At 71.8% G+C, this 26528-nt stretch carries 25 protein-coding genes; 12 read left to right on the top strand and 13 right to left on the bottom strand.

Annotated features, from left to right (window positions below):
- Positions 1–9: 9 nt before the first annotated feature.
- Positions 10–1674: a putative quinol monooxygenase gene (locus Mam01_RS13995; RefSeq protein ID WP_204285762.1), complete on the bottom strand. Its 1665-nt coding sequence runs from the start codon at positions 1672–1674 to the stop codon at positions 10–12.
- A gap of 306 nt (positions 1675–1980) precedes the next feature.
- Between Mam01_RS13995 and Mam01_RS13990 the strand changes: the two genes are divergently transcribed.
- The 3 genes from Mam01_RS13990 (at position 1981) to Mam01_RS13980 (ending at position 4410) form a co-directional block, all read left to right on the top strand.
- Positions 1981–2673 (top strand): sigma-70 family RNA polymerase sigma factor, encoded by a 693-nt coding sequence (locus Mam01_RS13990; RefSeq protein ID WP_150935782.1) that lies wholly within the window; start codon positions 1981–1983, stop codon positions 2671–2673.
- 95 nt (positions 2674–2768) lie between these two features.
- On the top strand, positions 2769–3485 hold the full coding sequence (locus Mam01_RS13985; protein ID WP_204285761.1) for a DUF5667 domain-containing protein: 717 nt from the start codon (positions 2769–2771) through the stop codon (positions 3483–3485).
- 55 nt (positions 3486–3540) lie between these two features.
- Positions 3541–4410, top strand: a complete 870-nt coding sequence (locus tag Mam01_RS13980) for an HAD family hydrolase (RefSeq protein ID WP_204285760.1) — start codon at positions 3541–3543, stop codon at positions 4408–4410.
- Between the two features lie 29 nt (positions 4411–4439).
- Here the strand turns inward: Mam01_RS13980 and Mam01_RS13975 are convergent, their stop codons facing one another.
- From Mam01_RS13975 to proC, 7 genes are all read right to left on the bottom strand, one after another.
- A complete protein-coding gene (locus tag Mam01_RS13975) occupies positions 4440–5342 on the bottom strand; it encodes a lysophospholipid acyltransferase family protein (RefSeq protein WP_204285759.1) in 903 nt (300 codons plus the stop codon).
- A gap of 5 nt (positions 5343–5347) precedes the next feature.
- Entirely contained in the window at positions 5348–6421 is a 1074-nt protein-coding gene (locus Mam01_RS13970; protein ID WP_204285758.1) for an NAD-dependent epimerase/dehydratase family protein, read from the bottom strand.
- A 72-nt stretch (positions 6422–6493) separates the two neighbouring features.
- The gene (locus Mam01_RS13965; protein WP_018654693.1) at positions 6494–6592 is read right to left on the bottom strand and encodes a 30S ribosomal protein bS22; all 99 of its coding nucleotides are present in this window, start codon (positions 6590–6592) and stop codon (positions 6494–6496) included.
- 157 nt (positions 6593–6749) lie between these two features.
- Positions 6750–6953 carry a helix-turn-helix domain-containing protein gene (locus tag Mam01_RS13960; protein ID WP_030456159.1) on the bottom strand — a complete coding sequence of 68 codons (204 nt, stop codon included), beginning with the start codon at positions 6951–6953 and terminating at the stop codon, positions 6750–6752.
- 310 nt (positions 6954–7263) lie between these two features.
- Positions 7264–8091 (bottom strand): phosphatase, encoded by an 828-nt coding sequence (locus tag Mam01_RS13955; RefSeq protein ID WP_150935770.1) that lies wholly within the window; start codon positions 8089–8091, stop codon positions 7264–7266.
- A 42-nt stretch (positions 8092–8133) separates the two neighbouring features.
- Entirely contained in the window at positions 8134–9297 is a 1164-nt protein-coding gene (locus Mam01_RS13950) for an acetoin utilization protein AcuC (protein WP_204285757.1), read from the bottom strand.
- 57 nt (positions 9298–9354) lie between these two features.
- Positions 9355–10149: a pyrroline-5-carboxylate reductase gene (gene proC / locus Mam01_RS13945; protein WP_117409144.1), complete on the bottom strand. Its 795-nt coding sequence runs from the start codon at positions 10147–10149 to the stop codon at positions 9355–9357.
- A 237-nt stretch (positions 10150–10386) separates the two neighbouring features.
- On the opposite strand from proC, the gene Mam01_RS13940 reads away from it, so the two are divergent.
- Entirely contained in the window at positions 10387–11958 is a 1572-nt protein-coding gene (locus tag Mam01_RS13940) for an alpha/beta hydrolase (protein WP_204285756.1), read from the top strand.
- A gap of 88 nt (positions 11959–12046) precedes the next feature.
- Here Mam01_RS13940 and Mam01_RS13935 read toward each other — a convergent pair whose 3' ends face one another.
- Together Mam01_RS13935 and Mam01_RS13930 are read right to left on the bottom strand one after the other, a co-directional pair.
- Entirely contained in the window at positions 12047–12781 is a 735-nt protein-coding gene (locus tag Mam01_RS13935) for an ABC transporter permease (RefSeq protein ID WP_204285755.1), read from the bottom strand.
- A complete protein-coding gene (locus Mam01_RS13930; protein WP_204285754.1) occupies positions 12778–13506 on the bottom strand; it encodes an ABC transporter ATP-binding protein in 729 nt (242 codons plus the stop codon). The genes Mam01_RS13935 and Mam01_RS13930 overlap by 4 nt, the downstream gene beginning before the upstream one ends.
- 69 nt (positions 13507–13575) lie before the next feature.
- On the opposite strand from Mam01_RS13930, the gene Mam01_RS13925 reads away from it, so the two are divergent.
- The 7 genes from Mam01_RS13925 (at position 13576) to Mam01_RS13895 (ending at position 22946) form a co-directional block, all read left to right on the top strand.
- A complete protein-coding gene (locus Mam01_RS13925) occupies positions 13576–14055 on the top strand; it encodes a hypothetical protein (protein ID WP_239101293.1) in 480 nt (159 codons plus the stop codon).
- A 191-nt stretch (positions 14056–14246) separates the two neighbouring features.
- On the top strand, positions 14247–16127 hold the full coding sequence (dnaK, locus tag Mam01_RS13920; protein ID WP_204285753.1) for a molecular chaperone DnaK: 1881 nt from the start codon (positions 14247–14249) through the stop codon (positions 16125–16127).
- A complete protein-coding gene (gene grpE / locus Mam01_RS13915) occupies positions 16124–16774 on the top strand; it encodes a nucleotide exchange factor GrpE (protein WP_204285752.1) in 651 nt (216 codons plus the stop codon). The genes dnaK and grpE overlap by 4 nt, the downstream gene beginning before the upstream one ends.
- Positions 16775–16852: 78 nt before the next feature.
- Positions 16853–18028, top strand: a complete 1176-nt coding sequence (dnaJ, locus tag Mam01_RS13910) for a molecular chaperone DnaJ (RefSeq protein ID WP_204285751.1) — start codon at positions 16853–16855, stop codon at positions 18026–18028.
- 4 nt (positions 18029–18032) lie between these two features.
- Positions 18033–18380: a heat shock protein transcriptional repressor HspR gene (locus tag Mam01_RS13905; RefSeq protein ID WP_150935757.1), complete on the top strand. Its 348-nt coding sequence runs from the start codon at positions 18033–18035 to the stop codon at positions 18378–18380.
- Positions 18381–18445: 65 nt separating this feature from the next.
- Positions 18446–21037 carry an ATP-dependent chaperone ClpB gene (gene clpB, locus Mam01_RS13900; protein ID WP_150935755.1) on the top strand — a complete coding sequence of 864 codons (2592 nt, stop codon included), beginning with the start codon at positions 18446–18448 and terminating at the stop codon, positions 21035–21037.
- A gap of 97 nt (positions 21038–21134) precedes the next feature.
- Positions 21135–22946, top strand: coding sequence for a hypothetical protein (locus Mam01_RS13895; protein WP_204285750.1), 1812 nt, complete (start codon positions 21135–21137; stop codon positions 22944–22946).
- 285 nt (positions 22947–23231) lie between these two features.
- Here Mam01_RS13895 and Mam01_RS13890 read toward each other — a convergent pair whose 3' ends face one another.
- Positions 23232–23771 (bottom strand): YfgM family protein, encoded by a 540-nt coding sequence (locus tag Mam01_RS13890; protein WP_204285749.1) that lies wholly within the window; start codon positions 23769–23771, stop codon positions 23232–23234.
- Between the two features lie 161 nt (positions 23772–23932).
- Between Mam01_RS13890 and Mam01_RS13885 the strand changes: the two genes are divergently transcribed.
- Complete coding sequence (locus Mam01_RS13885) at positions 23933–24430, top strand: hypothetical protein (protein ID WP_204285748.1); 498 nt, start codon at positions 23933–23935, stop codon at positions 24428–24430.
- A 1-nt stretch (position 24431) separates the two neighbouring features.
- On the opposite strand, the gene Mam01_RS13880 is transcribed toward Mam01_RS13885, so the two are convergent.
- A complete protein-coding gene (locus Mam01_RS13880; RefSeq protein WP_204285889.1) occupies positions 24432–25082 on the bottom strand; it encodes a TetR/AcrR family transcriptional regulator in 651 nt (216 codons plus the stop codon).
- 158 nt (positions 25083–25240) lie between these two features.
- Positions 25241–26359, bottom strand: a complete 1119-nt coding sequence (locus tag Mam01_RS13875; protein WP_373868695.1) for a CapA family protein — start codon at positions 26357–26359, stop codon at positions 25241–25243.
- Between the last annotated feature and the right edge of the window lie 169 nt (positions 26360–26528).

Raw genomic sequence — 26528 nt, 5'->3', positions numbered from 1 at the left:
CGTCCCCGCTCACATGCGGGTGGGGAGCGGGACGACCTTGGCGGCGTTGACGGCGAGTTCGATGACGTTGGCGGCCAGCACGTACTTCACCCGCTCGGTGGTGAACCGCTCCATGTGCGGCTGCCGCTGGTGCTCGCCGTAGCCGACCTCGTCGCGGTAGAGCTCGTAGACGATGCGCTGGAGTGGGGCCGACTTCACCGCGTGGCAGACGAACAGCAGCGTGTCGGGCTCGTTGCGCTGCACGGCCTCCACCGTCTCCTCCGCCAGCTTGTCGAACGCCTCTCCCGAGCCGTCGAGCAGCGTGAACACGGTCAGCAGGCCGTAGATGCCGGGGGACGGCTTCACCGAGCCCCCCTGCCGGGCCGGGCGGCCCGCCTGCTGCGCTCCCTCGGGGCTCGCGCCCTGCCGGGACCGGCCAAAGCCCACGCCGAAGCTCGCCGCGAGGTCGGCCGGGCTGGGCAGCTCCGCCCCGCCCACCGGGGTGGCACCCATCGGCGCCCCGGGATAGACCGCTCCCGTCGCGGGCATCGCCCGGTCCGGCGCGGCCGCCGGGCCGACGGGCATGGCGGGCGTGGCGGGCATGGCGTAGTCGGGCCGGCGCGGCTGGCCGTACTGGTCGGCGGCCAGAAGCTGGCCGGTCGCGGGCCCGCCGAAGTCGTCGGCGAGCGGGCGTCCGTCCGGAGGGCGCATGCGGGCCGCGTAGTCGACCTCGCCCTGCTCGCCCGCGCGGTATTCGGCCACCAGGTCGCCCAGCCCCGAGCGGCGCGGCGCGGCGCCGGGCGGGACCGCCCCCGCCGCTCCTGCCGCACCCGCCGCCGCGCCCCGGGCACCCGGGTTTCCCATGCCACCGGGGCCTCCCATGCCACTGGGGCCTCCCGGGGCGACGTTCGGACCCGAGGGCGCGGAGGGCACGCGGCTCTCGGCGCGCAGGGCGGTGTCGGCCCGCCCGCCGCGCCGGCCCTGCCACTCCTCCTCGGGCGCCTCGTCCTCCTCGTCCTCGTCGTCGTACGGCGCGAGTGGACGGGCCACGGCGTACCAGACGCCCCCGGCGGCGGCGGCCATGAGCACGACGACGACCAGCCCAGGGAGCCCGAACTCCAGCGCGCCCGCGACGGCCATGCCCGCGGGCGCGATCACCACGGTCGCGTTCATGTTGTCGGCGTCGTAGTCGTCGCCGTCCCGCCAGCTCATCAGCGCGATGCCGAGGGCGAGGAGGAGCAGGAACACCACCAGCCCGTGGACGCCCCGCAGCAGCCATTCGGGCCACAGGTCCCAGTGGGTGGGACCGTCGGGCAGCGCCTTGGCGAACCCCGAGGCCACGATGGGGTCCAGCACCATGATGACCGTGCCCACGACCGTGAGAGCGGCGCCGAGCAGCCACCCGGCGAAGCGGGCCGCCGCCTTCTCCGCGAGAAGCTGGAGCACACCGACGGCCAGCCACAGCGGGGCCAGCAGCGACCCGGTGATCTGGTACGCCCGGAACGTCAGGGGCCCGAAGCCGGTGAGGTGGCCGACGGCGACGGCGCCGAGCGACACCGCGAGCGCGCCCGTGGCGATGCTCCACGCGATCAGCCATCCGGCCGGCTCGTCACGGAGACGCCCGACGAGGACGCCGGTGGTGATGCCGGCGAGCAGGGCGCCGGCGAACGCGAGGAGAGCGACGAGGACTTCCATGGTGGCACCCATGCTGCCTGACAACGCCTTCGCACGGGTAGCCGGTCGCCCTGTATGGGTGGGTGATCCGGCGCCGCCGGCGGGTCTCCGGCTCCGGCGGAGTTCGTTCCGTCCCGTCCCGGATCAGCGTCCTGACCAGCGCCCCGGCCAGCGCTCCGACCGGTTGCCCGGGCACCGCCGACGCCGCGTGCCAGGGCGGGCCCGTCCTCCCGCGGCGAGTTCTTCCACTTGAACGGATTGTGTTATCCCTCGTTGATTTCTAGAGTGTTGCCGCACGCCGACTCCCCTTCCCCCATGGGATAACGGATGCCGAACCTGTGGCCGTTGGCCGGGCTGTCGCCTCCGGCCGCCGCCGTATCCGCGCAGCCCTCGCGCTCCGCGGATCTCACCGAGCGCGGCCGGCGACACGGCCGCGAGCACAGCCACGAACACGACCATGAAGACGACGAGATGCGAAGCCTCGTGCTGCGCGCCAAGACCGGCGACAGCGAGGCGTTCGGCCTTCTCTACGACCATTACCTCGACCTGGTCTACCGGTACGTCTACTTCCGGGTGGGCAGCCACGCGCTGGCCGAGGACCTGACGAGCGACACGTTCCTGCGCGCGCTGCGGGGCATCGCCGACTTCACCTGGCAGGGCCGCGACTTCGGCGCCTGGCTGGTCACCATCGCCCGCAACCTCATCACCGATCACTACAAGTCGGGCCGCAACCGGCTTGAGGTCACCACCGCAGTGATTCTCGACACACCTCTGGACGGCCCGCACATCCCCGAGAACGCGGTCGTCACGAACATGGTGAACGAGCGCCTCATGCAGGCGCTCAAGCAGCTCGGCCCGGAGCAGCAGGAATGCGTGATCCTGCGGTTCGTGGAGGGCATGTCGCTCGCGGAGACGGCGAAAATCATGGGCAAGAAGTCCGGAGCGATCAAGGCCCTGCAGTTCCGGGCGATCAGGGCGCTCGCCCGGGCGCTCCCGGACGATCTCGCTGACAGCCCGTAACCATTCCCACACCCTGTCGTTGGGCATGTCGCAGGTCGGATCCTCGCGAGGGCGGTCGATCCGGCCGGGACACAGTCGCCGACGTCGAGCGGGGGATGGCGGGAACCGTGATGGGCTGGTGGCGACCCTGGCGCCGGAAGGGCGGCCGGACCGCGGCCCGCACCCGGCGGATCGCCGCGCGGATGACGGCCCTGCGGTCCCTGGTGAACGGCGGCCCGAGCCCCGACTTCCGCGAGAGCCTGCGGGCCGATCTCATGCGCGCCCACGCCGCCGAACGCGCCGCCGGGAGGCACGCGGCGCCTCCCGCCGCCCACGCCGGGAGCCGGCGTGCCCGTCCCCGCCGATCCCTTCTCGTCCGGGTGCGTCCCGTCCTGGTCTTCGGCGCCGCGCTGGCCGGGATGTTCGCCACCGGCGTGCACACGTACCACGCGGTGCCAGGCCAGGTGCTGTACCCGCTGAAGCGGGTGGCCGAGTCGACCGTGCTCGTCCTGGCGTACGACGAGAGGGACCGGGCGGAGCGGGAGATGGCCGCGGCCCGGCTGCGGGCGGCGGAGGCCGCCTCGCTGATCGGCCAGGCCGCCCCCGACCGCCGCCGGTTGATCGCCCAGACGCTCGACGACATGGAGACGAAGACCAGGGCCGCGCTGACCCGGGTGGCGCAGCGCGACCGGGCCGACGGCGAGGCGCGGCGGTTCGCGCGTCAGCAGCGCAGGGCGGTGGAGCCGCTGCTGCCGAAACTCGACGACGAGAACCGCGACAAGGCCGCGCAGTACCTGCATTACATCGACGCTTTCACGGCTTCCGGACGCTGACACGTCATGTCCCGCTCACGTTCGGGACGGTGTCCGGCGATTAAGCTGAGGAGCCATGAGGCGGCTATTGCGACGAACGGAAGCGGCGGAGATCGCCGGTGAGGTGGCCGCCGCCGCGGCGGTGTCCGCCCCCGAGGTCGTGCCGGATCTGACCGCGGCGGCGTTCTTCGACGTCGACAACACCATGATGCGCGGCGCCTCCATCTACCACTTCGCGCGCGGGCTCGCCTCGCGCGGCCTGTTCACCACCCGCGACCTGGCGAAGTTCGCCGTCGGGCAGGCGTGGTTTCGCGTCCGGGGCAACGAGAACCCCGAGCACATCGCCAGGGCCAAGGAGATGGCCCTCGCCTTCGTCGCGGGGCTCAAGGTGGACGAGGTCGTCCGGCTGGGCGAGGAGATCTACGACGACGTGATGGCCGACCGCGTGTGGGCGGGCACCCGCGCGCTGGCCCAGGCGCATCTCGACGCCGGGCAGCGGGTGTGGCTGGTCACCGCGACCCCGGTGGAGCTGGCCCGGGTCATCGCGCAGCGGCTCGGGCTCACCGGCGCGCTCGGCACGGTCGCCGAGACCGCCGACGGCGCCTACACCGGGCGGCTGGTCGGCGACCTGCTGCACGGCCCGGCCAAGGCCGAGGCCGTACGGGCGCTGGCCCGGCGTGAGGGTCTCGACCTCAGCCGGTGCTCGGCCTACAGCGACTCGTCCAACGACCTGCCGATGCTCTCGCTCGTGGGCCATCCGTACGCCATCAACCCCGACAGCGAGCTGCGCGAGCACGCCAGGGACAACGGCTGGGAGACCCGCGACTTCCGTACGGGCCGGAAGGCGACGATGATCGGGCTGCCGATCGCGGCGACGGCGGGGGCCATCGCGGGCGGCGTCGCCGCCGGCATCGCCCTGCGCCGCCACTACCGCTCCACCCTCTGAACCATTCTCTGGCTCCTGGAGCCGGGACCTCAGATCGGGGGGAACGCGGCCCCGCGGCGCAGCCGCAGGGCGTCCAGCCGCCGCTGCATGGTCTCCCGGACGTGGTCGGTGAGGTCGAAGACCACCGCGGGGTCGTCGGCCTCCTCCGGGTCGTAGGCATCGGTGCGGACCGGCTCGCCGAACTCGATCAGCCACTTCGACGGCAGCGGGACCAGGCCGAGCGGCCCGAGCCAGGGGAACAGCGGCGTGATCGGCAGGTACGGCAGGCCGAGCAGCCGCGCGAGCGACGGAAGGTCACCGATCTTGGGGTAGATCTCCTCCGCCCCCACGATGGCGCACGGGACGATCGGCACACCGGCCCTGATCGCCGAGGCGACGAACCCGCCCCGGCCGAACCTCTGCAGCCGGTAGCGCTCGGAGAACGGCTTGCCGATGCCCTTGAAGCCCTCGGGGAAGACGCCGACGACCTCGCCCTTGCGCAGCAGGCGGTCGGCGTCCTCGGGGCAGGCGAGCGTGTGCCCCGACTTGCGGGCCAGATGCCCGAGCACGGGAAGCTGGTAGACCAGGTGGGCGCCGAGGAGGCGCAGCGGCCGGCCCAGCTCGTCGTTGACCGCGACCTGGAGCATCAGCGCGTCCACCGGCAGCGTGCCGGAGTGGTTGGCCACGATCAGGGCCCCGGCGTCGGCCGGCACGTTCTCCAGGCCGAGGGTCTCGGTCCTGAACCAGTGCCGGTAGAGCGGGCGCAGCGCCTCCAGCAGCACCCGGTCGTTCAGCTCGGGGTCGAAGCCGAACTCGTCGACCTCGTAGTCACCGGTGATCCTGCGGCGCAGGAAGGCGAACAGCTCCGCGAGCCGCTCACCGGACCCGTCGCCGTCCACGAGTCCGGCCGGAGGGCCGTTCCCGGCCGCGCGCCGGTCCCGGAAGTCGTCCATCGGGGTCACCGCTTCGTCAGGAGATCGGCCAGCCAGTCGACCGCGGCGAGCGGCAGGTGGCCGGCGCCGCCCGGGACCGCCCGGGACCGCAGGAAGTCGTCGAACGCCGCCGCCGTGCCGTACTTCGGGCGCCAGCCCAGCTCGGCGGTGATCCTGGCGGTGTCCACCGCGCGGCCGTGGCTCATCAGCGTGAGCTGCTCGGGCGAGAAGTCGACCAGCCGGGCGCCTCTGGCCAGCCCGCCGGCCAGGCGGAAGGCCGGGGACGGCAGCGGGACCACCGGCCGGCCCGTGCGCCGCGCGCACTGCGAGAGCAGCAGGACGCCGTCGCCCGCCACGTTGAACACGCCGGGATGGTCCGCCCCGGCCGTACGGCACAGCACCTCGACGGCGTCGTCCTCGTGGACGAACTGCAGCCGCGGATCGAAACCGAGCACGGTGGGCAGCACGGGCTGCGAGAAGTAGCGCGTGAGCGGCGAGTCGACGCCGGGCCCCATGAGGTTGGCGAACCGCAGCGTGGTCGTCGTCACGTCGGGCCGCCGCCGGGCGAAGCCCCGGACGTACGTCTCGACCTCCGTGGCGTCCCTGGCGTACCCGTGGCGCGCGACCTCGGCGGGCTCGGTGTCCTCCGTGAACACGGCGGGAGCGTGCGGCGAGGAGCCGTACACGGCCGTGGTGGAGCGCACGACCACGCGGCGCACCGTGGCGGAGCGCTGGCAGGCCGCGAGCAACTGCATCGTGCCGATGACGTTGTGCTCTTTCATGGCCGACCGGCCACCGCCCGTCCCATCGGCCCGGCGGTCGCCGCGGCCGCTGCCGCTGACCAGGCTGAGATGGACGACCGTGTCGACGTCGGCGTCCCGGATGACCCGAGCCAGGTCCGGACCGCGCAGCGCGACGTGGACGAACTCGGTGCGGCCGGGCACCGGGCCGTCCTGCTCGCCGCCCCGCCCACGAGGGGCCGGCGGCGGCGCGGTGTCCACGCCGATGACGCGGTCGATCTCCGGATCGCCCGCGAGCGCGGCCGCCACACGGGCGCCGATGTGACCGCGGACACCCGTGACCAGCACGGTACGAGTCATCGACGCCTCGCCGGGGGTGTGCGTGTTCGACGGTCGCCCGGTCCCTCGGGACCGGTGCGCGCTCCGTCTCGGCTACTTCTTGTTACGCCGCTGGATGCGGGTCTTCTTGAGCAGCTTGCGGTGCTTCTTCTTGGCCATACGCTTGCGGCGCTTCTTGATCACAGAGCCCACGGGACCCCCAGGTGAAGGTGGTGACAGTCGAACCGGCGCGCGAGCGCACACCGGCACAACAGCCTACCGGCGATCCACGGTAGATCGCTCCCCCGGGGGACCCCGCGTCGGGCGGGGGCCGACCACGCCGCCGTCAAGCGTGGTCGTCCGAGGGCGTTCAACCCGCTTCTATGAACGCGTCCCGCAAGTAGTCGTGCACCGCCTGCTCCGGCACTCTGAAGGACCGGCCGACACGGATGGCCGGTAACTCGCCCGAGTGCACGAGCCGGTACACCGTCATCTTGGACACCCGCATGACGGTCGCCACCTCGGCCACCGTCAAGAACTTCACCTCGCTGAGAGGTCTTTCGCCTGCACCCATCGGACGCCTCTTCCGCACGTGTTTCCGGGTTATCCCCACTGGTGCCATCGCTCACGCACGTGTACTGCCGTCAGCGTAAGTCCGGACTCCGAGTAGGCAAACCCCCCATTCCATCATCAGCGGAGCCGTGTGCCGTCAAAATCGGGAAAGCCGCTGGCAGCAGCAGGGCCGTGCCCCTCGCCTCAATCTTGGAACGGACCAACTTCTCTCACATAAGAGTCGCCCAGGATCAGAAAAAAGTTGGCAACCGCCCGACACACGGGTGCAAAAGCGGGCGCGAAATGCCCGGTTTGGGAGGTCCGTAAGGGTGTCAGAGGCTACGGGCGATGCGCGCGATCAGATATGAGGTCAACGGCGCGTAGTGCCGGGGAAGCACGTTGTCGTCGAGCGGGACGCTGACGGCGATCTTGCCCTCCGCCTCCCCCACGAACAGCGCGGGGTCGTTGCTGTCGGCGAAGCCCACGGTCTCGATCCCGGCCTCGCCCGCCGCCCCCGCCCAGCCGTGATCGGCGATCACCAGGTCGGGGCGCTCCTCGGCCAGCATCGCCCGCATCGGGTGCGGGTCGTGGGTGTGCACGAACGTGCCGCGGTCCTCCAGCATCGCCACGCCGTCGAGGTAGCGGATCCGCCTGCGGCGGCCGAGCCCGCCGACGTAGCCCCACCCCTCCGCGGGGGACAGCAGGGTCGCCCCGTTTTCGGCCGCGAACCTGGCCAGGGCGAGGTGGACGGTGAGCAGGCCGGTGGGGTGGCCGGTGGCCACGACGATCCGGGCCGAGCCACGTCGCAGGACCTTGGCGACCCGGTCTCCCATCTCCTCCACCGCGTCGATGGTCCGCTCGGGGTCGATGGTGTCCTGGCCCTCGCGGTGACCGGGGTCGGCCGCCACGCCGGCCCGGTCGGCCATCAGCCGCAGCACGTCGTCGTAGGACCACTCGCCCTCGAAGGTGAGCCCGAAAAGGTAGTGCGGGTCGCGCAGCGCGAGCGACCGGTAGTGATCGAGGTTGTTCTCCCGGCTGGTCGCGACGTCGCCGGCGATGGCGGTCCGTACGAGGTGCTCGCGCAGTTCGGCCCGGGAGGGCGATGCCGGGGACGGCGGGGAGGACGGTCGGGAGGAGGGAGGGGAGGACGGTCGGGTCACGACTGGTACAGCGCTCCTCGGCTCGGCGCAATTCCGGACATGTCAGGGCATGGGATCCAGACCGTGGAAGGGGAAGACCGCCTTCCTGGTCGCGATGACGGCCCGGTCGACGGCGTCGGCTGGATCGTACCCCTCGGAGAAGTCACGCCACTGTGGATGCCGCCCGTCGGTCATCCGCAACGGCGGGATCTCGCCGGTCCGTTCCGTCACGTACGTCCGCCAGGCCGCCGGCGTGGCGGCGCCGGGGTCGACGGGATGCCCGGCGGCCTCGGCGATCAGGTGCGTCCACGCCCTCGGCACGACCTGGACGAGTTCGTAGCCCCCGCCGCCCAGCGCGATCCAGCGCCCGTCCGCGGTCTCGTGGGCCAGCCGGTGCAGCGCGGCGTACGCCGTGCGCTGCCCGTCGAGGCTGAGCATGAGGTGCGCCAGCGGATCGAGGGCGTGGCTGTCGCACCCCTGCTGGGTGACCAGGACCTCCGGCCGGAAATGCCGCAGCAGCGGCGGGACGACCGCGTGGAAGGCCCGCAGCCACCCGGTGTCGCCGCAGCCCGCCGGCAGCGCGACGTTGACCGCGGTGCCCTCGGCGCCCGTCTCGTGCGGGAACCCGGTGCCGGGGAAGAGCGTGCGCGGGCTCTCGTGCAGGCTGATCGTGAGCACCCGGGGATCGTCGTGGAACGCCGCCTGCACCCCGTCGCCGTGGTGCACGTCCACGTCCACGTACGCGACGCGGGACGCGCCGTGCGACAGCAGCCACGCGATCGCGACCGCCGGGTCGTTGTAGACGCAGAAGCCGCTGGCGGCGCCGGGCATGGCGTGGTGCAGGCCCCCCGCGACGTTGACCGCGTGCTCGGCCGCGCCGTCCCACACGGCCCTGGCGGCGGCCAGCGTGGCCCCGGTGACCAGCGCGGACGCCTCGTGCACGCCCGCGAAGGCGGGGTTGTCCTCGGTGCCGAGCCCGTACCGCAGGTCGGGCCGGCCGTCCCGGGAGACGGTCTTGACCGCCTCGATGTAGTCCCGCTTGTGGACCAGCGCGATCTCGTCGTCGGTGGCGGGGACGCAGCCGGTCGTCTCGACCGCGTCGAGCACGCCCATCTCCCGGGCGAGCGCCATGGTGAGCTCGACGCGCACGGGCGCGAGGGGGTGGCCGGGCCCGAAGTCGTACGTGACCAGAGCGTCGTCCCAGACGACCCGCACCGCCCGGCTCATACGGCCACGCAATCGCAGTGACTCATACCAGAACGGTATCGCCCGGGCTCGTGGCCGTCAGCCGGAGGCGAGGCGGCGGCTGCGCTCGCAGGCGGCCTCGATCGCGTCGAGGAACGCGGCCCTGACCTTGTGCCGTTCCAGCTCGGCGATGGCGGCGATCGTGGTGCCTCCGGGCGAGGTCACGGCCTCGCGCAGGATCACCGGGTGTTCCCCCGAGTCGCGCAGCATGATCGCGGCGCCGACGATCGACTGGGTGACCATGTCGAGGGCGGCGGCGCGCGGCATGCCGAGCAGGATCCCGGCGTCGACCATCGCCTCGACGAGGTAGAAGAAGTAGGCCGGGCCGCTGCCGGACAGCGCGGTGGCGGCGTCCTGCTGCGCCTCCGGGATCCGCAGCACCTTGCCCACCGGGCTGAGCAGGGCCTCGGTCCGCCGGAGGTGCTCCTCCGAGGCGTGCGCCCCGGCCGAGATGACGCTCATCGCCTCGTCGACCAGGACGGGCGTGTTCGACATGACGCGGACGACCGCAACGCCGTCCCCGAGCCTGGTCTCCACGAAGGCGGTCGTGATGCCGGCGGCGACGGAGATCACCAGTCGGTCGGCGGGCACGTGCGGGGCGATCTCGGCCAGCAGCGCGCCCATGTCCTGCGGCTTGACGGCGAGGATGAGTGTCTCGGCCAGCTTGGCGGCCTCGGCGTTGCCCGCCACCCGCACGCCGTACCGCTCGCGCAGCGCCTCGGCCCGCTCGGGCCTGCGGGCCGTCGCCACGATCTCGTCCGGCCGCAGACCGGCGCGCACCAGCCCGGAGAGCAGGGCCTCGCCCATCTTTCCGGTCCCGAGAATCGCGATCATCCCTGATGCCTTCCTGTACTCGCCGGATCTCCGCGCAGCTTACCGATCCCGCCGGAGGGACGTGCCGCGGCCCGGCGGCCTCCGACACGTCATGTCATTCCATGCCCATCACGAATGTTGCGGTTTTGCATCCAAGTGACGGCGAGTGTCGCTTTACTACTCTTTTGCCCGGATGATCGGCCAAGGGTGTCATAACTCGGCTTCATCGACGGGGCCGCCGGCGCCGAAGGGGTGCACGTGAAGAAGATCCTCGTTGCGCTGGCCGCCGCCGGCCTGGGTCTGAGTGGCGTGCTGGCCGCGTCGCCCGCGGCCGGTGCCCCCCAGGGCCCCGAGCACGCGCCGCCGGCGCCGGCGCCGCAGTGGACCCAGTGCGAGGGCCTGCCCACGGGTGTCGAGTGCACGAAGATCGAGGTGCCGCTGGACTACGGCCGTCCCAAGGGCGAGAAGATCAAGATCGCGGTCTCCCGGAGGAAGGCGACCGACACGGCCCACTACCAGGGCGCGATCCTGTTCAATCCCGGCGGGCCCGGCGGCAGCGGCCTCGCGTACCCGGCGGTCATGCAGACGCGCCTCGGCCCCGCGCTCGCCGCGCAGTACGACCTGATCGGCTTCGACCCGCGCGGCGTCGGCTCCAGCGAGCCCTCGCTGAGCTGCGACCCGAACTTCGCCGACCCGGTGCGGCCCGACTACGTGCCCGCGAACATCACCGAGGAGCTGGCCTGGGCCCAGCGCTCCCAGAAGTACGCGCAGGCGTGCGGCCGGATCTACGGCGACATGCTCAGGAACATGACCACGGTCGACGCGGCCAACGACATGGACCAGATCCGAAAGGCCCTCGGCCAGGAGCAGATCAGCTACGTCGGCTACTCCTACGGCACCTACCTCGGCGCGACGTACGCGACGCTGTTCCCGAACCGGGTCCGCCGGCTCGTGCTGGACAGCATCGTCAACCCCTCGCGGGTGTGGTACGAGGCCAACATCGACCAGAACCACGCGTTCGAGGGCCGCGCCAAGGACTTCTTCGCCTGGATCGCGACGTACGACTCGACCTACCACCTCGGCACCACCGGCGACGAGGTGGAGAAGGCGTTCTACGCGGCCCGCGCCAAGCTGAAGGACACCCCGGCGGAGGGCCGGGTCGGGCCGGACGAGTTCGACGACACCTATCTGGCGGGCGGCTACCTCAAGAGCCGCTGGCCGCTGCTCGCGAACGCGCTCTCCAGGTATCTGACCGCCGGTGAGGCCGCTCCGCTCCTCGCCGCCTACGGCACGTACGGCGACTCCAGCGGCGACGACAACACGTTCGCCGTCTACTCCGCCGTCGAGTGCTCCGACGCGGCCTGGCCGCGCGACTGGCCGAGGTGGCACCGCGACATGTGGCAGTCGTACCGCGCCGCGCCCTTCCTGAGCTGGGGCAACGCCTGGTTCAACGCGCAGTGCGCCTTCTGGCCGGTGCGCGCGGCGCACGAGCAGCGCGTCGACGGCCGGGCCGTGAAGAACGCGCTGTTCTTCCAGGACACCAAGGACGCCGCCACGCCGTACGAGGGCGGGGCCGAGATGCACAGGCGCTTCCCGAACTCGCGCCTCGTCGTCATGGACGGCGGCGGCAACCACGGCCTGACCGGGCGGGGCGACGCCTGTATCGACGACGCCTGGAAGGCCTACCTGACCGACGGCACGCTGCCCGCGAGCCGGCCGGGGCCGGACCTGCACTGCGCGCCGTTCGCCGACCCGGTTCCGCCGGCCCGGGCCGCCGCGCTGAACGCGGCGCCCACCCAGATCGACGACTGGGTGCCCGGCGAACGCTGACCTCCCCTTCGAGCCACCTCGATACACCCCCCACGGACAGGCCCCCGGTCTTCGACAGGCCGGGGGCCCGTCCGTCTCCGGGCGCCGCTCACGGCGTACGGCGGCGCAGCGTCGCGGCGCCGAGGAGAAGCGCGAGCACGGCCGACCCGGCGACCAGGGCCACGTCGCGCCAGAACTCGCCGCCCGGGTCCGGGTCCGCGCAGGCGCGCGCCATGGCCTCGATCGCGTACGACATGGGCAGCACGTCGGAGACCCATTCGAGCACCGGCGTCATCCGGGCGCGCGGCACGAGGATCCCCCCGAGCAGGACCTGGGGGATCATGACGACCGGCATCAGCTGCACGGCCTGGAACTCCGTACGGGCGAACGCGCTGCACAGCAGGCCGAGCGCGGTGCCGAGCAGGGCGTCGAGCAGCGCGACGAGCACCAGCGGCCACAGCGGGCCCGGGACGTCCAGGCCGAGCCAGGTGAGGGAGACCGCCAGCGCCAGCGCCACCTGCGCGCAGGCCGCGAGGCCGAAGGCGAGGCCGTACCCGAGCAGGAGATCGAGCCGCCCGAGCGGCATCGCCATGAGCCGCTCCAGCGTCCCCGACGTACGCTCGCGCAGGGTGGCGATCGAGGTGACGAGAAACATCACCAGGAACGGGAACACGCACAGCAGGACCGGGGCGAACCGGCCGAACGTCCGTTCGTCGTCGATTACGTAATAAAGCAGGATCATCACCAGCGTCGGCACGAGCACCATCAGCGCGACGGTGCGCCGGTCGTGGCGGAGCTGGGTCAGGATGCGGCGCGCGGTCGCGAGAGTGATCACGAGGCTCATGCCGCGGCCCTCTCGGCGACAAGGCGCAGGAACGCCTCCTCCAGATCGGACGTGCGGGTGGCCTCACGCAGGCCGTCGGGGGTGTCGTCGGCGAGGATCTCCCCCTGGCGCAGCACGATCAGCCGCTCGCAGCGCGCGGCCTCGTCCATGACGTGGCTGGAGACGAGGAGCGTCGCGCCGCGCCCGGCGAGGCGGTGGAACAGCGCCCACAGCTCCTGCCGGAGCACCGGGTCGAGCCCGACGGTCGGCTCGTCGAGCACGAGCAGTTCGGGCCGGCCGAGCATGGCCACCGCGAGCCCTGCCCGGTTGAGCTGACCGCCGGAGAGGGTGGCGCCGAGCTGGTGGGCGGCGTCCGCGAGCCCCACCTCGGTCAGCACCCGCTCGGGGTCGTCCTTCGGCGCCCCGAGCACGGCGGCGAAGTAGCGGAGGTTCTCCAGCACCGTCAGGTCGCGGTAGACGGCCGGGCTCTGCGTCGAGTAGCCGATCCTTCGCCGCAGGCCCGCGCTCCCGGCCGGCTCGCCAAGCACGGTCACCTCACCGCCCGAGACGACCTGGACCCCCACGAGGGCCCGCATCAGCGTCGTCTTGCCGCAGCCGCTCGGCCCGAGCAGCCCGGTGACCTGCCCTCGGGGCACCTCGAAGGTCAGCCCGTGCAGGACTTCGGCCCCGCCTCTGGAGACCCGCAGACCTCGTACGGCCACGGCGGTGTCGGCGAAATTCATCATGTGATGAAATTAAGCCCGGCAGCCCGGCGCGTCAATGAACCACCGGAGCTTGACAGCCGTGTAAAGGGCATGAGAAAGCTCTGGCTCATGGTCCTCCTGTTCCTGGCCGTCCTCCTGGCGGCCGCCTGCGGAGGGGGTTCCTCCACCTCGGCCCACCCCGAGCAGCCGGAGGGCTCCCCCGCCGGCGCCGAGACGAGCCCTCAGTCGGCTCCGCCGGGGCCGGGAATGGTCGTGCCCGCCGGCTCCCCGTCTCCCGTGACCCCGGCGGGGCCCACCCTGAACACGCGCGCGGTCCCGTGGGAGAGCGCCACGCCCGCGGACGGCGGCCGCTCCCTCGACGTCGTGTGGTGGTCGGGGGTGGAGCCCTGCCAGGTGCTCGACCACGTCGACGTGAAGGAGACCGCGCGCGAGGTCACGGTCACCGTGTACGAGGGGCAGGACCGGCGCTCCCCCGACGCCGTCTGCATCGCGATCGCCATCCAGAAGACCACGCAGGTGCGACTCGAATCCCCTCTCGGCGACCGGAAGGTGGTGGACGGCGCCAAGTAGGGCAGGGAGGGCGGGCCGTGAGCTTCGCCCTGGGCGGGGCAGGCGCGGGCCTGGTTCGGCGTCGTGGATACCGGGACTAAATTCGCGCGCCGCGGGGTTGAGCCTCGTAGACTCAAGACGTTTGACAGGAACCCGGATCGGGTCCAGTATTTGAGTCTGACCGACTCAACTTTGACTACAAGGACGTACTCATGGCACGTGCGGTAGGTATCGACCTGGGGACGACCAACTCCGTCGTCTCGATTCTCGAGGGCGGCGAGCCCACGGTCATCGCGAACGCACAGGGCTCGCGGACCACGCCGTCCGTGGTCGCGTTCGCGAAGAACGGAGAGGTCCTCGTCGGCGAGGTGGCCAAGCGGCAGGCGGTGACCAACGTCGACCGCACCATCCGCTCGGTCAAGCGTGAGATGGGCACGAACTGGACCGTCGAGATCGACGGCAAGAAGTTCACGCCCCAGCAGATCAGCGCGTTCGTCCTGCAGAAGCTCAAGCAGGACGCGGAGGCGTACCTGGGCGAGAAGATCACCGACGCGGTGATCACCGTTCCCGCCTACTTCAACGACTCGCAGCGGCAGGCCACCAAGGAGGCCGGCCAGATCGCGGGCCTCAACGTGCTGCGCATCATCAACGAGCCCACCTCCGCGGCCCTGGCCTACGGCCTGGACAAGGAGAAGGACCAGACCATCCTGGTCTTCGACCTCGGCGGCGGCACCTTCGACGTGTCCCTGCTCGACGTCGGCCAGGAGGACGGGCACGGGTTCGTCGAGGTCAAGGCCACCAGCGGCGACAACCACCTCGGCGGCGACGACTGGGACCAGCGCGTCGTCGACGAACTGGTGACCCGCTTCAAGAACGCGCACGGGGTGGACCTGGCCAAGGACAAGATGGCCCTCCAGCGCCTGCGCGAGGCGGCCGAGAAGGCCAAGATCGAGCTGTCGGCCCAGACCGAGACCACGATCAACCTGCCCTACATCACCGCCTCCTCCGAGGGCCCGCTGCACCTGGAGGAGAAGCTCACCCGGGCGGAGTTCCAGCGGATCACCGCCGACCTGCTCGAGCGCTGCAAGGGCCCCTTCCACCAGGTCATCAAGGACGCGGGCGTCAAGGTCTCCGACATCGCCCACGTCGTGCTGGTCGGCGGCTCGACCCGCATGCCGGCCGTCTCCGAGCTCGTCAAGGAGCTGACCGGCGGCAAGGAGCCCAACAAGGGCGTGAACCCGGACGAGGTCGTCGCCATTGGCGCCGCGCTCCAGGCCGGTGTCCTCAAGGGCGAGGTCAAGGACGTCCTGCTGCTCGACGTGACCCCGCTGAGCCTCGGCATCGAGACCAAGGGCGGGATCTTCACCAAGATCATCGAGCGCAACACGACGATCCCGACCAAGCGCTCGGAGGTCTTCACCACGGCCGAGGACAACCAGCCGTCGGTGCAGATCCAGGTCTACCAGGGCGAGCGCGAGATCGCGGCGTACAACAAGAAGCTGGCCACCTTCGAGCTGACCGGCATCGCCCCGGCCCCGCGCGGCATCCCGCAGATCGAGGTCACCTTCGACATCGACGCGAACGGCATCGTGAACGTGTCGGCGAAGGACCTCGGCACGGGCAAGGAGCAGTCGATGACCATCACCGGCGGCTCGGCCCTGGGCAAGGACGACATCGAGCGCATGATGCGCGAGGCGGAGTCCTATGCCGAGGACGACCGGAAGCGCCGTGAGGACGCCGAGGTCCGCAACAACGCGGACGCGCTGGCCTACCAGACGGAGAAGTTCCTCCGCGAGAACGACGACAAGGTCCCGGCCGACGTGAAGACCGAGGTCAACGACTCCCTCGCCGAGCTGAAGAAGGCGCTGGAGGGCACCGACACGGCCGTCATCCGCGACTCCGCCGAGAAGCTCGCGACCGTCAGCCAGAAGATGGGCTCGGCGATCTACGCTCAGTCCCAGGCGGCCGGAGCCGAGGGCGCCGCGCCCGGCGCGGACGCCGGCGCGGGCGCGACCGGCCAGCAGGCGAAGGCCGACGAGGACGTCGTCGAGGCCGAGATCGTCGATGACGAGCGGGAGGGCGGCAGCAAGTGAGCCCGCGTGAGAACGGTTCCCAGGAGGAGCCGGTGATCCGCGACAACCGGAAGATCGACCCGGAGACCGGCAGGGCCCGCGAGGCCACCACGGTGGACGACGGCGCGGCGCAGGCGGAGTCCGCCTCCGTCGCCCAGGAGCCGGAGGTCGCGACGGCCGAGGAGTCCGCGGCGGACCTGCTCGCGGAGCGCACCGGCGACCTCCAGCGCCTGCAGGCGGAGTTCAGCAACTACCGCAAGCGGGTCGAGCGCGACCGGATCACCGTCAAGGAGCAGGCCGTCGCGAGCGTGCTCACCGAGTTGCTGCCGGTGCTCGACGACATCGGGCGCGCCCGCGACCACGGCGAGCTCACCGGCGGATTCGCGAAGGTGAGCGAGTCGCTGGAGACGGCCGTCGGCAAGCTGGGCCTGACCGCGTACGGCACGAAGGGCGACCCCTTCGACCCGACCGTGCACGAGGCCCTGCTGCACAGCTACTCGGCGGAGGTGACCGAGCCGACGTGCGTCGAGATCCTCCAGCCGGGTTACCGGATCAACGACCGGATCCTGCGCCCGGCCCGGGTGGCCGTCGCCGAGCCGAGCGAGGAGGAGGCGCCGCGCGACGCGGCGGACGACTCCGGCGCCGCCGATGGATCCGACGAGAACTGAACAGCCGGGGGTCTCTCCCGATCGGGAAGGATCGGGAGAGACCTCAGTCACTCCCCTTTCGTGTGAAGGAAGCGATAGATGAGCACCAAGGACTACTTGGAAAAGGACTACTACGCCGTCCTTGGTGTGCCCAAGACCGCGAGCGCCGAGGAGATCAAGAAGGCGTACCGCAAGCTCGCCCGGCAGTACCACCCTGACGCGAACCCCGGCAACAAGCAGACCGAGGAGAAGTTCAAGGAGGTCTCCGCGGCCTACGACGTGCTCTCCGACGCCAAGCGGCGCAAGGAGTACGACGAGGCGCGCACGCTGTTCGGGTCCGGCGTGGGCGGGTTCACCGGCGCGGGGGGTCAGCGGCCCGGCGGCGGCAGCTTCAACTTCGACCTCGGCGACCTGTTCGGGGGCTCGGGTTCGGGCGAACGGATCGGGGACCTGTTCGGCGGCCTGTTCAACCGGGGCGGCGGCCCGCGCACGACCACCACGACCGGCCGGCCACGGCGCGGCCAGGACGTCGAGTCCGAGGTGACGCTCGCCTTCGGCGAGGCGGTCGACGGCACCACGGTGTCGCTCCGGCTCACCAGTTCGTCCGCCTGTGCGGCCTGCGGCGGCACGGGGGCGAAGGCCGGCACCACGCCGAGGGTCTGCCCGACCTGCGAGGGAACCGGGGCGGCCAGCCGCAACCTCGGCAACTTCGCCTTCTCCGAGCCGTGCCGCGACTGCCGCGGCCGGGGCCTGGTGGTCGACGACCCCTGCCCCGTCTGCGAGGGCAGCGGGCGCGGCAAGAGCACCCGCACGATCCAGGCCCGCATTCCCGCCGGGGTCGGCGACGGCCAGCGCATCAGGATCAAGGGCAAGGGCGCGCCGGGTGAGAACGGCGGCCCGGCGGGCGACCTCTACGTGCTGGTCCATGTGAAGCCACACCCGGTGTTCGGCCGCAGCGGGGAGAACCTGACCGTCTCGGTCCCCGTGACCTTCCCCGAGGCCGCGCTCGGCGCCGAGATCAAGGTGCCGACGCTGAAAGGCATGCCGGTGACCCTCCGAATCCCCGAGGGGACGCCGAACGGGCGGACCTTCCGGGTGCGCGGGCGCGGGGCCCCGCGCAAGGACGGCACCAAGGCCGATCTGCTGGTCACCGTCCAGGTGATGGTGCCGCAGAACCTGGACGACAAGGCCCGCGCGGCCCTTGAGGAGTTCAGGAACGCGACCGAGGGGCCGGACCTCCGCGAAGAGCTGATCAAGCAGGCCAGAAGCGAGTGAGCCGATGGATGCCAGGTTTTTCGACATCTCCGACGACACCCCTGTCTATGTGATCTCCGTGGCCGCCCAGCTGTCCGGGCTGCACCCGCAGACGCTCCGCCAGTACGACCGGCTCGGCCTCGTCAGCCCCGGCCGTACGGCGGGGCGGGGACGGCTGTACTCCACCCGGGACATCGTGCTGCTGCGCGAGGTCCAGCGGCTCTCCCAGGAGCACGGCATCAACCTCGCCGGCATCAAGCGGATTCTCGAACTGGAGACGGAGAACCTGCGCCTGCGCGAGGAGGTCGCGCGGCTGCGGGGTGAGCTCACCATGGTGCGGGCACTGGTCCGCTACGAACTGCCACCCGCCTGAACCTGCCACCCGCCCGTAACCTGCCACCTGCCACCTGCCTTAACGGGGAATCGAGGCATCGACATATGGACTACAAGTTCACCCAGAAGAGCCAGGAGGCCCTGTCCGCGGCCGTGCGCCGCGCCGCGGCCGACGGCAACCCCGAGGTCGCGCCCGCCCACCTCCTGACGACCCTGCTGGCGCAGAACGGCGGCATCGCCGGGTCGCTGCTGCAGGCCGTCGGGGCGGACCCGGCGAGGCTGCGCGCCCAGGCCGAGGAGCTGCTCGGCCGACTGCCCAAGGCGCAGGGCTCCACCGTGAGCGCGCCGTCCAGCTCACGCCAGCTGCTGACCGTGATCAACACGGCGGCGCAGCGGGCCAAGCAGCTCGAGGACGAGTACGTCTCGACCGAGCACCTGCTGGTCGGGCTGGCGACCGACGGAGGGCAGGTCGCCGACCTGCTCAGGGGCGTGGGCGCCACCCCCGACGCGCTGCTGGAGGCGTTCGAGAAGGTCCGCGGGCACGCGCGGGTGACCAGCGAGACGCCGGAGGACACCTACCAGGCGCTCGAGAAGTACGGCGTCGACCTCACCGAGGCGGCGCGGGCGGGCAAGCTCGACCCGGTCATCGGCCGCGACAGCGAGATCCGCCGGGTCGTCCAGGTGCTGTCGCGCCGCACCAAGAACAACCCCGTGCTGATCGGCGAGCCCGGCGTCGGCAAGACGGCCGTGGTGGAGGGCCTCGCCCAGCGGATCGTCGCGGGCGACGTGCCCGAGAGCCTGCGCAACAAGCGTCTCGTGGCGCTCGACCTCGGCGCGATGGTCGCGGGCGCGAAGTACCGCGGCGAGTTCGAGGAACGCCTCAAGGCCGTGCTCACCGAGATCAAGGAGAGCAACGGCCAGATCGTGACGTTCATCGACGAGCTGCACACGATGGTCGGCGCGGGCGCGGCCGAGGGCGCGATGGACGCGGGCAACATGCTCAAGCCCATGCTGGCCCGCGGCGAGCTGCGGATGATCGGCGCCACCACGCTCGACGAGTACCGCGAGCGCATCGAGAAGGACCCCGCGCTGGAGCGGCGCTTCCAGCAGGTCTACGTCGGCGAGCCGACCGTCGAGGACACGATCGCGATCCTGCGCGGGCTCAAGGGCCGCTACGAGGCCCACCACCAGGTGCAGATCTCCGACAGCGCGCTGGTCGCCGCCGCGACGCTCTCCGACCGCTACATCACCGCGCGCTACCTGCCCGACAAGGCCATCGACCTGGTGGACGAGTCGATGTCGCGGCTGCGCATGGAGATCGACTCGCGGCCCGTGGAGATCGACCAGCTCCAGCGGAGCGTGGACCGCCTGAAGATGGAGGAGCTCGCGCTCGCGAAGGAGACCGACGAGGCCAGCCGCCAGCGCCTGGAGAAGCTCCGCGAGGAGCTGGCCAACCGCCAGGAGGACCTCAACGCGCTGGTCAGCCGGTGGGAGCGGGAGAAGGCGGGTCTCAACAAGGTCGGCGAGCTGAAGAAGCAGCTCGACGAGGCGCGCGGCGCGGCCGAGCGGGCCCAGCGCGACGGCGACTTCGAGGCCGCGTCGCGGCTCATGTACGGCGACGTCCCGCGCCTGGAGAAGGAGCTCGCCGAGGCCACCAGGGCCGCCGAGTCGGCGGAGGCCGAGGCCGAGCCGATGGTGAAGGAGGAGGTCGGCCCCGACGACATCGCCGAGGTCATCTCCTCGTGGACCGGCATTCCCGCCGGGCGGCTGCTGGAGGGCGAGACCGCCAAGCTGCTGCGGATGGAGGACGAGCTGGGCAGGCGCCTCATCGGCCAGCGTGAGGCCGTGCAGGCCGTCTCCGACGCCGTACGGCGTGCCCGGGCCGGCATCGCCGACCCCGACCGGCCGACCGGCTCCTTCCTGTTCCTCGGCCCGACCGGCGTCGGCAAGACCGAGCTGGCCAAGGCGCTCGCCGAGTTCCTGTTCGACGACGAGCGGGCCATGACCCGCATCGACATGAGCGAGTACGGCGAGAAGCACAGCGTCGCCCGCCTGGTCGGCGCGCCGCCTGGATATGTCGGATACGAGGAGGGCGGCCAGCTCACCGAGGCCGTACGGCGCAGGCCGTACACCGTGGTGCTGCTGGACGAGATCGAGAAGGCCCACCCTGAGGTCTTCGACATCCTGCTCCAGGTGCTCGACGACGGCCGGCTCACCGACGGGCAGGGCCGCACGGTCGACTTCCGCAACACGATCCTGATCCTCACTTCGAACATCGGCTCGCAGTTCCTCGTCGATCCGACGATGGAGGGCGAGCGCAAGCGCGAGGCGGTGCTGAACGCGGTGCGGGCCTCGTTCAAGCCCGAGTTCCTCAACCGGCTCGACGACATCATCGTGTTCGACGCGCTGGGCACCGAGGAGCTGTCGCAGATCGTGGACCTGCAGGTCGCCCGGCTCGCCAGGCGGCTGTCCGACCGGCGGCTGAGGCTGACGGTCACTCCCGCCGCCCGGGACTGGCTCGCGCTGACCGGCTACGACCCGTTGTACGGCGCGCGTCCGCTGCGCCGTCTGATCCAGTCGGCGATCGGCGACCGGCTCGCCAAGGAACTGCTGTCGGGAGCCATCCGGGATGGTGACGAGGTAATCGTCGACTTCGACGAGGCGGGAGACACGCTGACGATCGGGGCTGCTCGGTAAGGTCTTCTCCACCATTGGGGCAAGCGCGCCCCGCCCTTTTCCCCCGCTGCTACGTTCGGCGTTCGTCGGACTACCGTACGCGATCAGGGGGACGTGGATGTCCAGGACATCACGAAGTATTCGAGGGCGGTGCGCGGCGCTCGCGGCGGTCACCGCCGGAGTGAGCTGGCTGACCTGGGGCACGGCGATGGCGAAGGACGGCGCGTCGTCCGACGCCTGCCGTCCCCAAAACCGCGGCGTCACGGACCGCGGCGTCACGGACGACGGCGTCGCCGGCCGCGACGTCGCGCGTCACGAGATCGCGCGGCGCGAGGCCACCGACCGGGACGTACGGGGCGTTCCGGCCACCCTGGCCCCGGCGGCGGGCGTGCTGAGCATCGCGGACGCCGCCGGATCCGCCGCCGGGCAGGGACACCGCTCGCTTCCCGGCAGGCCCGGCCCGGATCCGGCCGTTCCGGGGGCGGTGGCCAAGCCCGTCCTGCCGGCCCTGACGGCTCCTCGGGCGCTGCCCGGCACGTCGTCCGCCAGGACGCTGACGGGCCTGGTGCCGAGGGCCGGGAACGCGCCGGTCCACGCGCCCGGCGCGGTCGGTGGCGGCGTGGCCGGTGTTCCCGGCGCGGCTGGCCTTCCCGGGGCGCCCGGCGCGGTCGGCGGCGCGACCACTCCCGCGGCGGCGGGCGCGAGGTCTCTCCCCGCCGGCCTGGCCGCCGCTCCGTCATCGGCGAAGCCGATCTCCGCCGGCGCATCGGTTCTCCCGTCGCCGACGAAGCCGATATCCCTCGGCACGTCCGCGCTCCCGTCGGCCACGAAGCCGCTCTCCGCGGGCACCTCGGCCCTCTCGTCGCCCGCGAGGTCGCTCACGGCGCCGGCGGCGGCCCTGGCGGGGTCGCGGATGCCGGCCGCCGCGCCCGTCGCGAACTCCGGCGCGCTGCTCCCCGCCAGGAGCGCCGTACCGCTCCTCGCCGTCGCGCCCGCCAGGCCCAGCGCCCCGGACGCGGCCTGCCCGCGGCAGGCGCCGCGGGGGCTACGCGGCGAACCGGCCGCGCAGGAGGGAGTGCGTCCCATCACCGAGGGACGGCCGCGTGCGCACCGGCACCCGAGGCCGGAGGAAGAGGCGGGCAACGCCGCCCAAGGCGCGGAGTCGCGGGGCCACTCCCCCCAGGGCCGGGCGGAGCAGAACCGGGCCGGGCAGGACCGGGCCGGGCAGGACCGGGCCGGGCAGGACCGGGCCGGGCAGGACCGGGCCGGGCAGAAGCGGGGAGCGCACAACCCCGGCGCCCAAGGCCTCGCCGGGCAGAACGCCGGCGGACAGAACCACGCCGCTCACGACCCTGCGGGGCAGAATCCCGCTGGTCCGGGGTCCGCTGCGCGCCCCGCCGGGCAGACCGGGCTGACGCCGCGGACCAGTTCCGTCAGCACCAGTTCCCAGAGCGGCGCCTCCGGTCAGGAGCAGAGCACCGAGACCTTCCCGCGCGAGCACCGGCACCGCAAGCACCATCCGCACAAGCAGAACGGGGCCGGGACGCCGGAGCAGGCGGCGAACCAGGCGGGCCGACCCTCCATCGCGACGCAGGAGGACACCGGGACGCTGACCGAACGGAAGAACGGGGCCGGGCACCGGCGTCAGCGCGACGACGCCGCCCAGGCCCACGCCGGAAGGCCCCAGGCCGCCGGCCAGGGCAGAGCAGGACAGGGCAAGGCAGCACAAGGCAGGAACGTCGCACCGGCCGTCCAGCCTGAGACGGTGGGCGGAAGGCGCATTCCGCGCCTCCAGCCGCGCGAGTATCCCCGGGCCGCCGCGCATCAGCAGGGCGGCGACATCACCACCCCCGCCGCCCTCACCAGGGCGACGGGCACGCACGGGGTGACCGACTTCGCCGCCGCGACCGGGAACAAGATCCTGCCCTGACCCGGCACACGACAAAGGGGGCCGTGACACACGGCCCCTTTCTCATTCCCGGGATCCAAGCGCCACCGATCCCCGCGGCGACCGCTACGGGGCTGCCCACAGCGCATCGGTTCCAAGGGGACCGTGACACACGGCGCCCTTCTCCTTCTCGGGACACTGGCGCCACCTGTGTCTCCATGCGACCGTGACCGGCGGGGCCGTCCACGGCGCTCCAGCTTCGAAGTGCCCTGAGGCATCGCCGCTACCGCGAGCGTCCGTGGCGCTCTGGTGTCGGACGATCTGCGCTCAGCGGGTGATGTCGAGAAGGGCGTCGAGGTCGTCCTCGGGCAGCCCGAGATCGACCCGGATGCGGTAGCGGGTGCGCAGCAGCGAGTCGCGGATGCCCGATCCGGTGGGGCCGCAGGCGCGGATGCCTTCGGTGGCCCAGTCGTGCGCCGCCTCCGCGTCGCCGTACGCGACCAGGGTCTCGGCGATAGTGAGCGCGGTGGCCGGGTTCCAGTCACCGGTCCGGATCGCGGCGATCAGCACCCTGGCCTCGTCGGGCCGGTCCAGCTCGAACAGAGTGTCGGCGATGCCGGCGCGTGGATCCACCGGCACCTCTCCGCCGTCCTCGATGGCGCTCTGGTAGCGGTCGAGCGCGGCGGCCGGCTGGCCGGCCTGGCGCCACTCCTCCGCGGCGAGCATGAGAATCGCCGCCCTCGACATCTCGCCCGACTCGTACCCCTGGGCCAGCGCGTCGAGGCGACGGGCGAGGGCACCGTGGTCATCGAGCAGCAGGGCCTGTTCGAGCAGACGGTCCACCTGCTCATTTGTCACATGTGCCACAGTGCCGAGGCTACCGACCCGAGCCTGGTTTCGCAGGGCAACGCGAGGCATTGACGAAGCAACGATTAGTAGACCTTCCGCTACTATGCGCTTTTCTCCGCAGATAGACGGGCATATCGCACCTCGCCTGCGCATTCGAGCCCTGGCGAGGAGCGTCCAGCATGTCCAAGCGAGTGATCCTGACTCTCGCCTCCGCAACGGTGCTCGCCGCCGTGGTCCCCGGTGTCGCCGGTTACCTCACGGCGCAGTACGAGGCGCTCGGACAGGCTCGCGCCGAACTCGCCCGGCTGCAGGCGCAGTTGCGGATGATGGAGCTCACGATCGAGCCCGCCGCCCTGCGGTGCCGCACCGGCGAGTCCGGCAGGCGATCTCCGCTCCAGGCGGACGACGACGACTCGCGCCAGCTCATGATCCCCCCGCGCACCCATACCCGGTCGTGGCAGAACACGGCGTACGTGCCGGTCAACACGCCGGGGCTGTGGCCCTCCATCGAGGCGCCCGGCATCACCAGCCCCCGCGTGGGCACCCCCGGCACCCTCGACCCCCGGACGGTTTATCCCCAGGCCGTCAACCCGCGAATGGTCAACCCGCAGGCCGTCAGCCCGCACGTCGTTACGGGGCCGCAGGCCCCCTCCGAGCCCGCCCGTCCACGGGAGTGAGTCACCGCCGGCGCGACTCGGCGGCGGCAAGCTGCCGGGAGAGATATCCGCGTACGAGTTGCTTCGCCTCGGCCACTATCACGGGGTCGCCGTGCGGGTCATGGCGGAAGGCGAGCTTGAGCACCGCGTCCCCGGCCTCGACCGCGACGAGAATGGCACGGTCCAAATCCTCGCCGTCGGCGAGGCCGAATTCCGTCAGGAGCAGCGCCCGGAGGCGTCCGGCGATCACCGTGTTGTTGTCCGCGACGGAGTCGAGCAGGTCGAGGTCGAAGACGTCGCCGAAGTGCAGTGAGCGGAAACCCGGCACGGTCCGGTGCATCTCGACGTACTCGTCGATGATGGCGTCGACCGCGTCCCACCAGCTGGTGTAGTCCTCGATCATGAAGCGGCGCCCGACCCGCGCGGCGAACAACTCGACGTTGCGCCGCGCCAGCGCCCGGCTGAGCGCCCGCTTGTCGGGGAAGAACTGGTAGACCGAGCCGATGGCCACTCCGGCCCGTTCGGCGACCCGGGTGGTCGTGAGGGCGTCGTACCCGCCCTCGTCGAGCAGTTCCGCGCAGGCGTCGAGCATCCGCTCCACCCTGCGGGCGCTGCGACGCTGTGAGGGGCGCCGCCGCAGCGGCTCTCCGGCGTGCGACGAGCGCGGTGACATGCTCTCACCACCCCTGGGACCCCGGCCTTCGACAACGAGATCGCCCATCTCCGACACCACCCGGCTGGACACCCACCCATCTTGCCTGTTTCACGGTCCGCGGTCAGGGCTTAGCGGTCACTCGCCGGAAATGCGGCAAGATTCCGGTGTCGTCGCCGTCACGAGACCTGCGGCGCGGCCGACAGGCCGGTGCAGCCGCGCAGCGCGCGGTACGCGCCGACCGCCTGCTCCCTGGCGCCGCCGGTGACCGGGACGGGCACTCCGCCGTTGATCCGGGCGGGGGTCCACTGGTCCTTGAGGACCTTCCTCCCGTTGATGGTCAGGGTCAGCACGCCGGTCGTCCCGGTCTGCGGACCCCAGTTGTAGAAGGCGAAGTTGCCGAGGCCGTACTGCACGTACGCCTGGCCGGAGTAGCCGCCGCCCAGCAGGATGTGCGCGTGGCTGCCCACCACCACGTCGGCTCCCGCCTCCACGAGTTTGTCCGCCAGGCCGCGCTGCACCGGTGTCGGGCACTTCACCAGTTCGGCGCCCCAGTGGAGGAACACGATGACGGTGTCGCTGTTCTTGCGGGCCTGCCGTACGGCGCGCAGGATGCGCGGCTCGTTCTTGGCGGAGGCGAGCCCGGCCTTGTCACCGGCGGCGGTCCAGGACTGGATGAACTGCTCGTCGAGCACCTGGGTGGCGCCGATGATCGACACGCGGTTGCCGTTGACCGTCCTGCGGTAGGGCCGGTATGCCTCGGTCTCGTTCGCGCCGATGCCGATGACCGGGAACTTCGACGACTTGATGGCGGCCAGCGTGTCGCGCAGGCCGCTCTCCATGTAGTCCATGCCGTGGTTGTTGGCCATCGTCACGACGTCCACCCCGGCGGCCTTGAGAGCGGTGAACGCCGTCGCCGGGGCGCGGAAGGTGAACTGCTTGCCCGGCGCGGGCGTGCCGCCGGTGGTGATCGCGGTCTCGAGGTTGAGAGCGGAGAGGTTCGACCTGCGCAGCACGGCGGCGATCGGGCCGAGCGCGGTGCGCGGGTCGGCGTTCAGCCGGTTGCGCAGCACACCTTCGAAGTGCACGTCCCCCGCGAAGGAGATCGTGTAGGGCCGCCGCTGCGGCTTGGGGGACGACGCGGAGGAGGTCGTCGTCTCCTGCCGTTCCTGCCGCGACGCGCCGGGAACGGACTCGCTCTCCGCCGCGCTGCAGCCGGCGGCGAGGAGGGCGGACGCGAGGAGGGTGAACATGGCCGGGGCGAGGGGAAGACGTCTCACGGCACCTGAGCATGCCATCTCCCGTCGTTCCGCGGAGGACGGGTTCCCGTTCCGCCCGCGCGTCCCGCGGGTTCTCACCCGGCCCCGCCGCCCCGTGTGCGCCCTCGTACAGGCCCCGTACAAGCCCCGTGTACGGCTCGCGCCCGGCGCGGGACGCGGGCCCTACACGGGGCCGTGACCGGTCAGA

The sequence above is a fragment of the Microbispora amethystogenes genome (genome assembly GCF_016863015.1).
GTDB classification, from domain to species: domain Bacteria; phylum Actinomycetota; class Actinomycetes; order Streptosporangiales; family Streptosporangiaceae; genus Microbispora; species Microbispora amethystogenes.
This window is presented reverse-complemented; position numbering and strand designations above follow the sequence as displayed.

Bases quoted from the DNA above. Each gene is read 5' to 3' on its own strand.
- Mam01_RS13995 (WP_204285762.1), bottom strand. From the start codon at position 1,674: ATGGAAGTCCTCGTCGCTCTCCTCGCGTTCGCCGGCGCCCTGCTCGCC.
- Mam01_RS13990 (WP_150935782.1), top strand. From the start codon at position 1,981: ATGCCGAACCTGTGGCCGTTGGCCGGGCTGTCGCCTCCGGCCGCCGCC.
- Mam01_RS13985 (WP_204285761.1), top strand. From the start codon at position 2,769: ATGGCGGGAACCGTGATGGGCTGGTGGCGACCCTGGCGCCGGAAGGGC.
- Mam01_RS13980 (WP_204285760.1), top strand. From the start codon at position 3,541: ATGAGGCGGCTATTGCGACGAACGGAAGCGGCGGAGATCGCCGGTGAG.
- Mam01_RS13975 (WP_204285759.1), bottom strand. From the start codon at position 5,342: ATGGACGACTTCCGGGACCGGCGCGCGGCCGGGAACGGCCCTCCGGCC.
- Mam01_RS13970 (WP_204285758.1), bottom strand. From the start codon at position 6,421: ATGACTCGTACCGTGCTGGTCACGGGTGTCCGCGGTCACATCGGCGCC.
- Mam01_RS13960 (WP_030456159.1), bottom strand. From the start codon at position 6,953: ATGGGTGCAGGCGAAAGACCTCTCAGCGAGGTGAAGTTCTTGACGGTG.
- Mam01_RS13950 (WP_204285757.1), bottom strand. From the start codon at position 9,297: ATGAGCCGGGCGGTGCGGGTCGTCTGGGACGACGCTCTGGTCACGTAC.
- proC (WP_117409144.1), bottom strand. From the start codon at position 10,149: ATGATCGCGATTCTCGGGACCGGAAAGATGGGCGAGGCCCTGCTCTCC.
- Mam01_RS13935 (WP_204285755.1), bottom strand. From the start codon at position 12,781: ATGAGCCTCGTGATCACTCTCGCGACCGCGCGCCGCATCCTGACCCAG.
- Mam01_RS13930 (WP_204285754.1), bottom strand. From the start codon at position 13,506: ATGATGAATTTCGCCGACACCGCCGTGGCCGTACGAGGTCTGCGGGTC.
- Mam01_RS13925 (WP_239101293.1), top strand. From the start codon at position 13,576: ATGAGAAAGCTCTGGCTCATGGTCCTCCTGTTCCTGGCCGTCCTCCTG.
- dnaK (WP_204285753.1), top strand. From the start codon at position 14,247: ATGGCACGTGCGGTAGGTATCGACCTGGGGACGACCAACTCCGTCGTC.
- dnaJ (WP_204285751.1), top strand. From the start codon at position 16,853: ATGAGCACCAAGGACTACTTGGAAAAGGACTACTACGCCGTCCTTGGT.
- Mam01_RS13905 (WP_150935757.1), top strand. From the start codon at position 18,033: ATGGATGCCAGGTTTTTCGACATCTCCGACGACACCCCTGTCTATGTG.
- clpB (WP_150935755.1), top strand. From the start codon at position 18,446: ATGGACTACAAGTTCACCCAGAAGAGCCAGGAGGCCCTGTCCGCGGCC.
- Mam01_RS13895 (WP_204285750.1), top strand. From the start codon at position 21,135: ATGTCCAGGACATCACGAAGTATTCGAGGGCGGTGCGCGGCGCTCGCG.
- Mam01_RS13885 (WP_204285748.1), top strand. From the start codon at position 23,933: ATGTCCAAGCGAGTGATCCTGACTCTCGCCTCCGCAACGGTGCTCGCC.
- Mam01_RS13880 (WP_204285889.1), bottom strand. From the start codon at position 25,082: ATGTCACCGCGCTCGTCGCACGCCGGAGAGCCGCTGCGGCGGCGCCCC.
- Mam01_RS13875 (WP_373868695.1), bottom strand. From the start codon at position 26,359: ATGGCATGCTCAGGTGCCGTGAGACGTCTTCCCCTCGCCCCGGCCATG.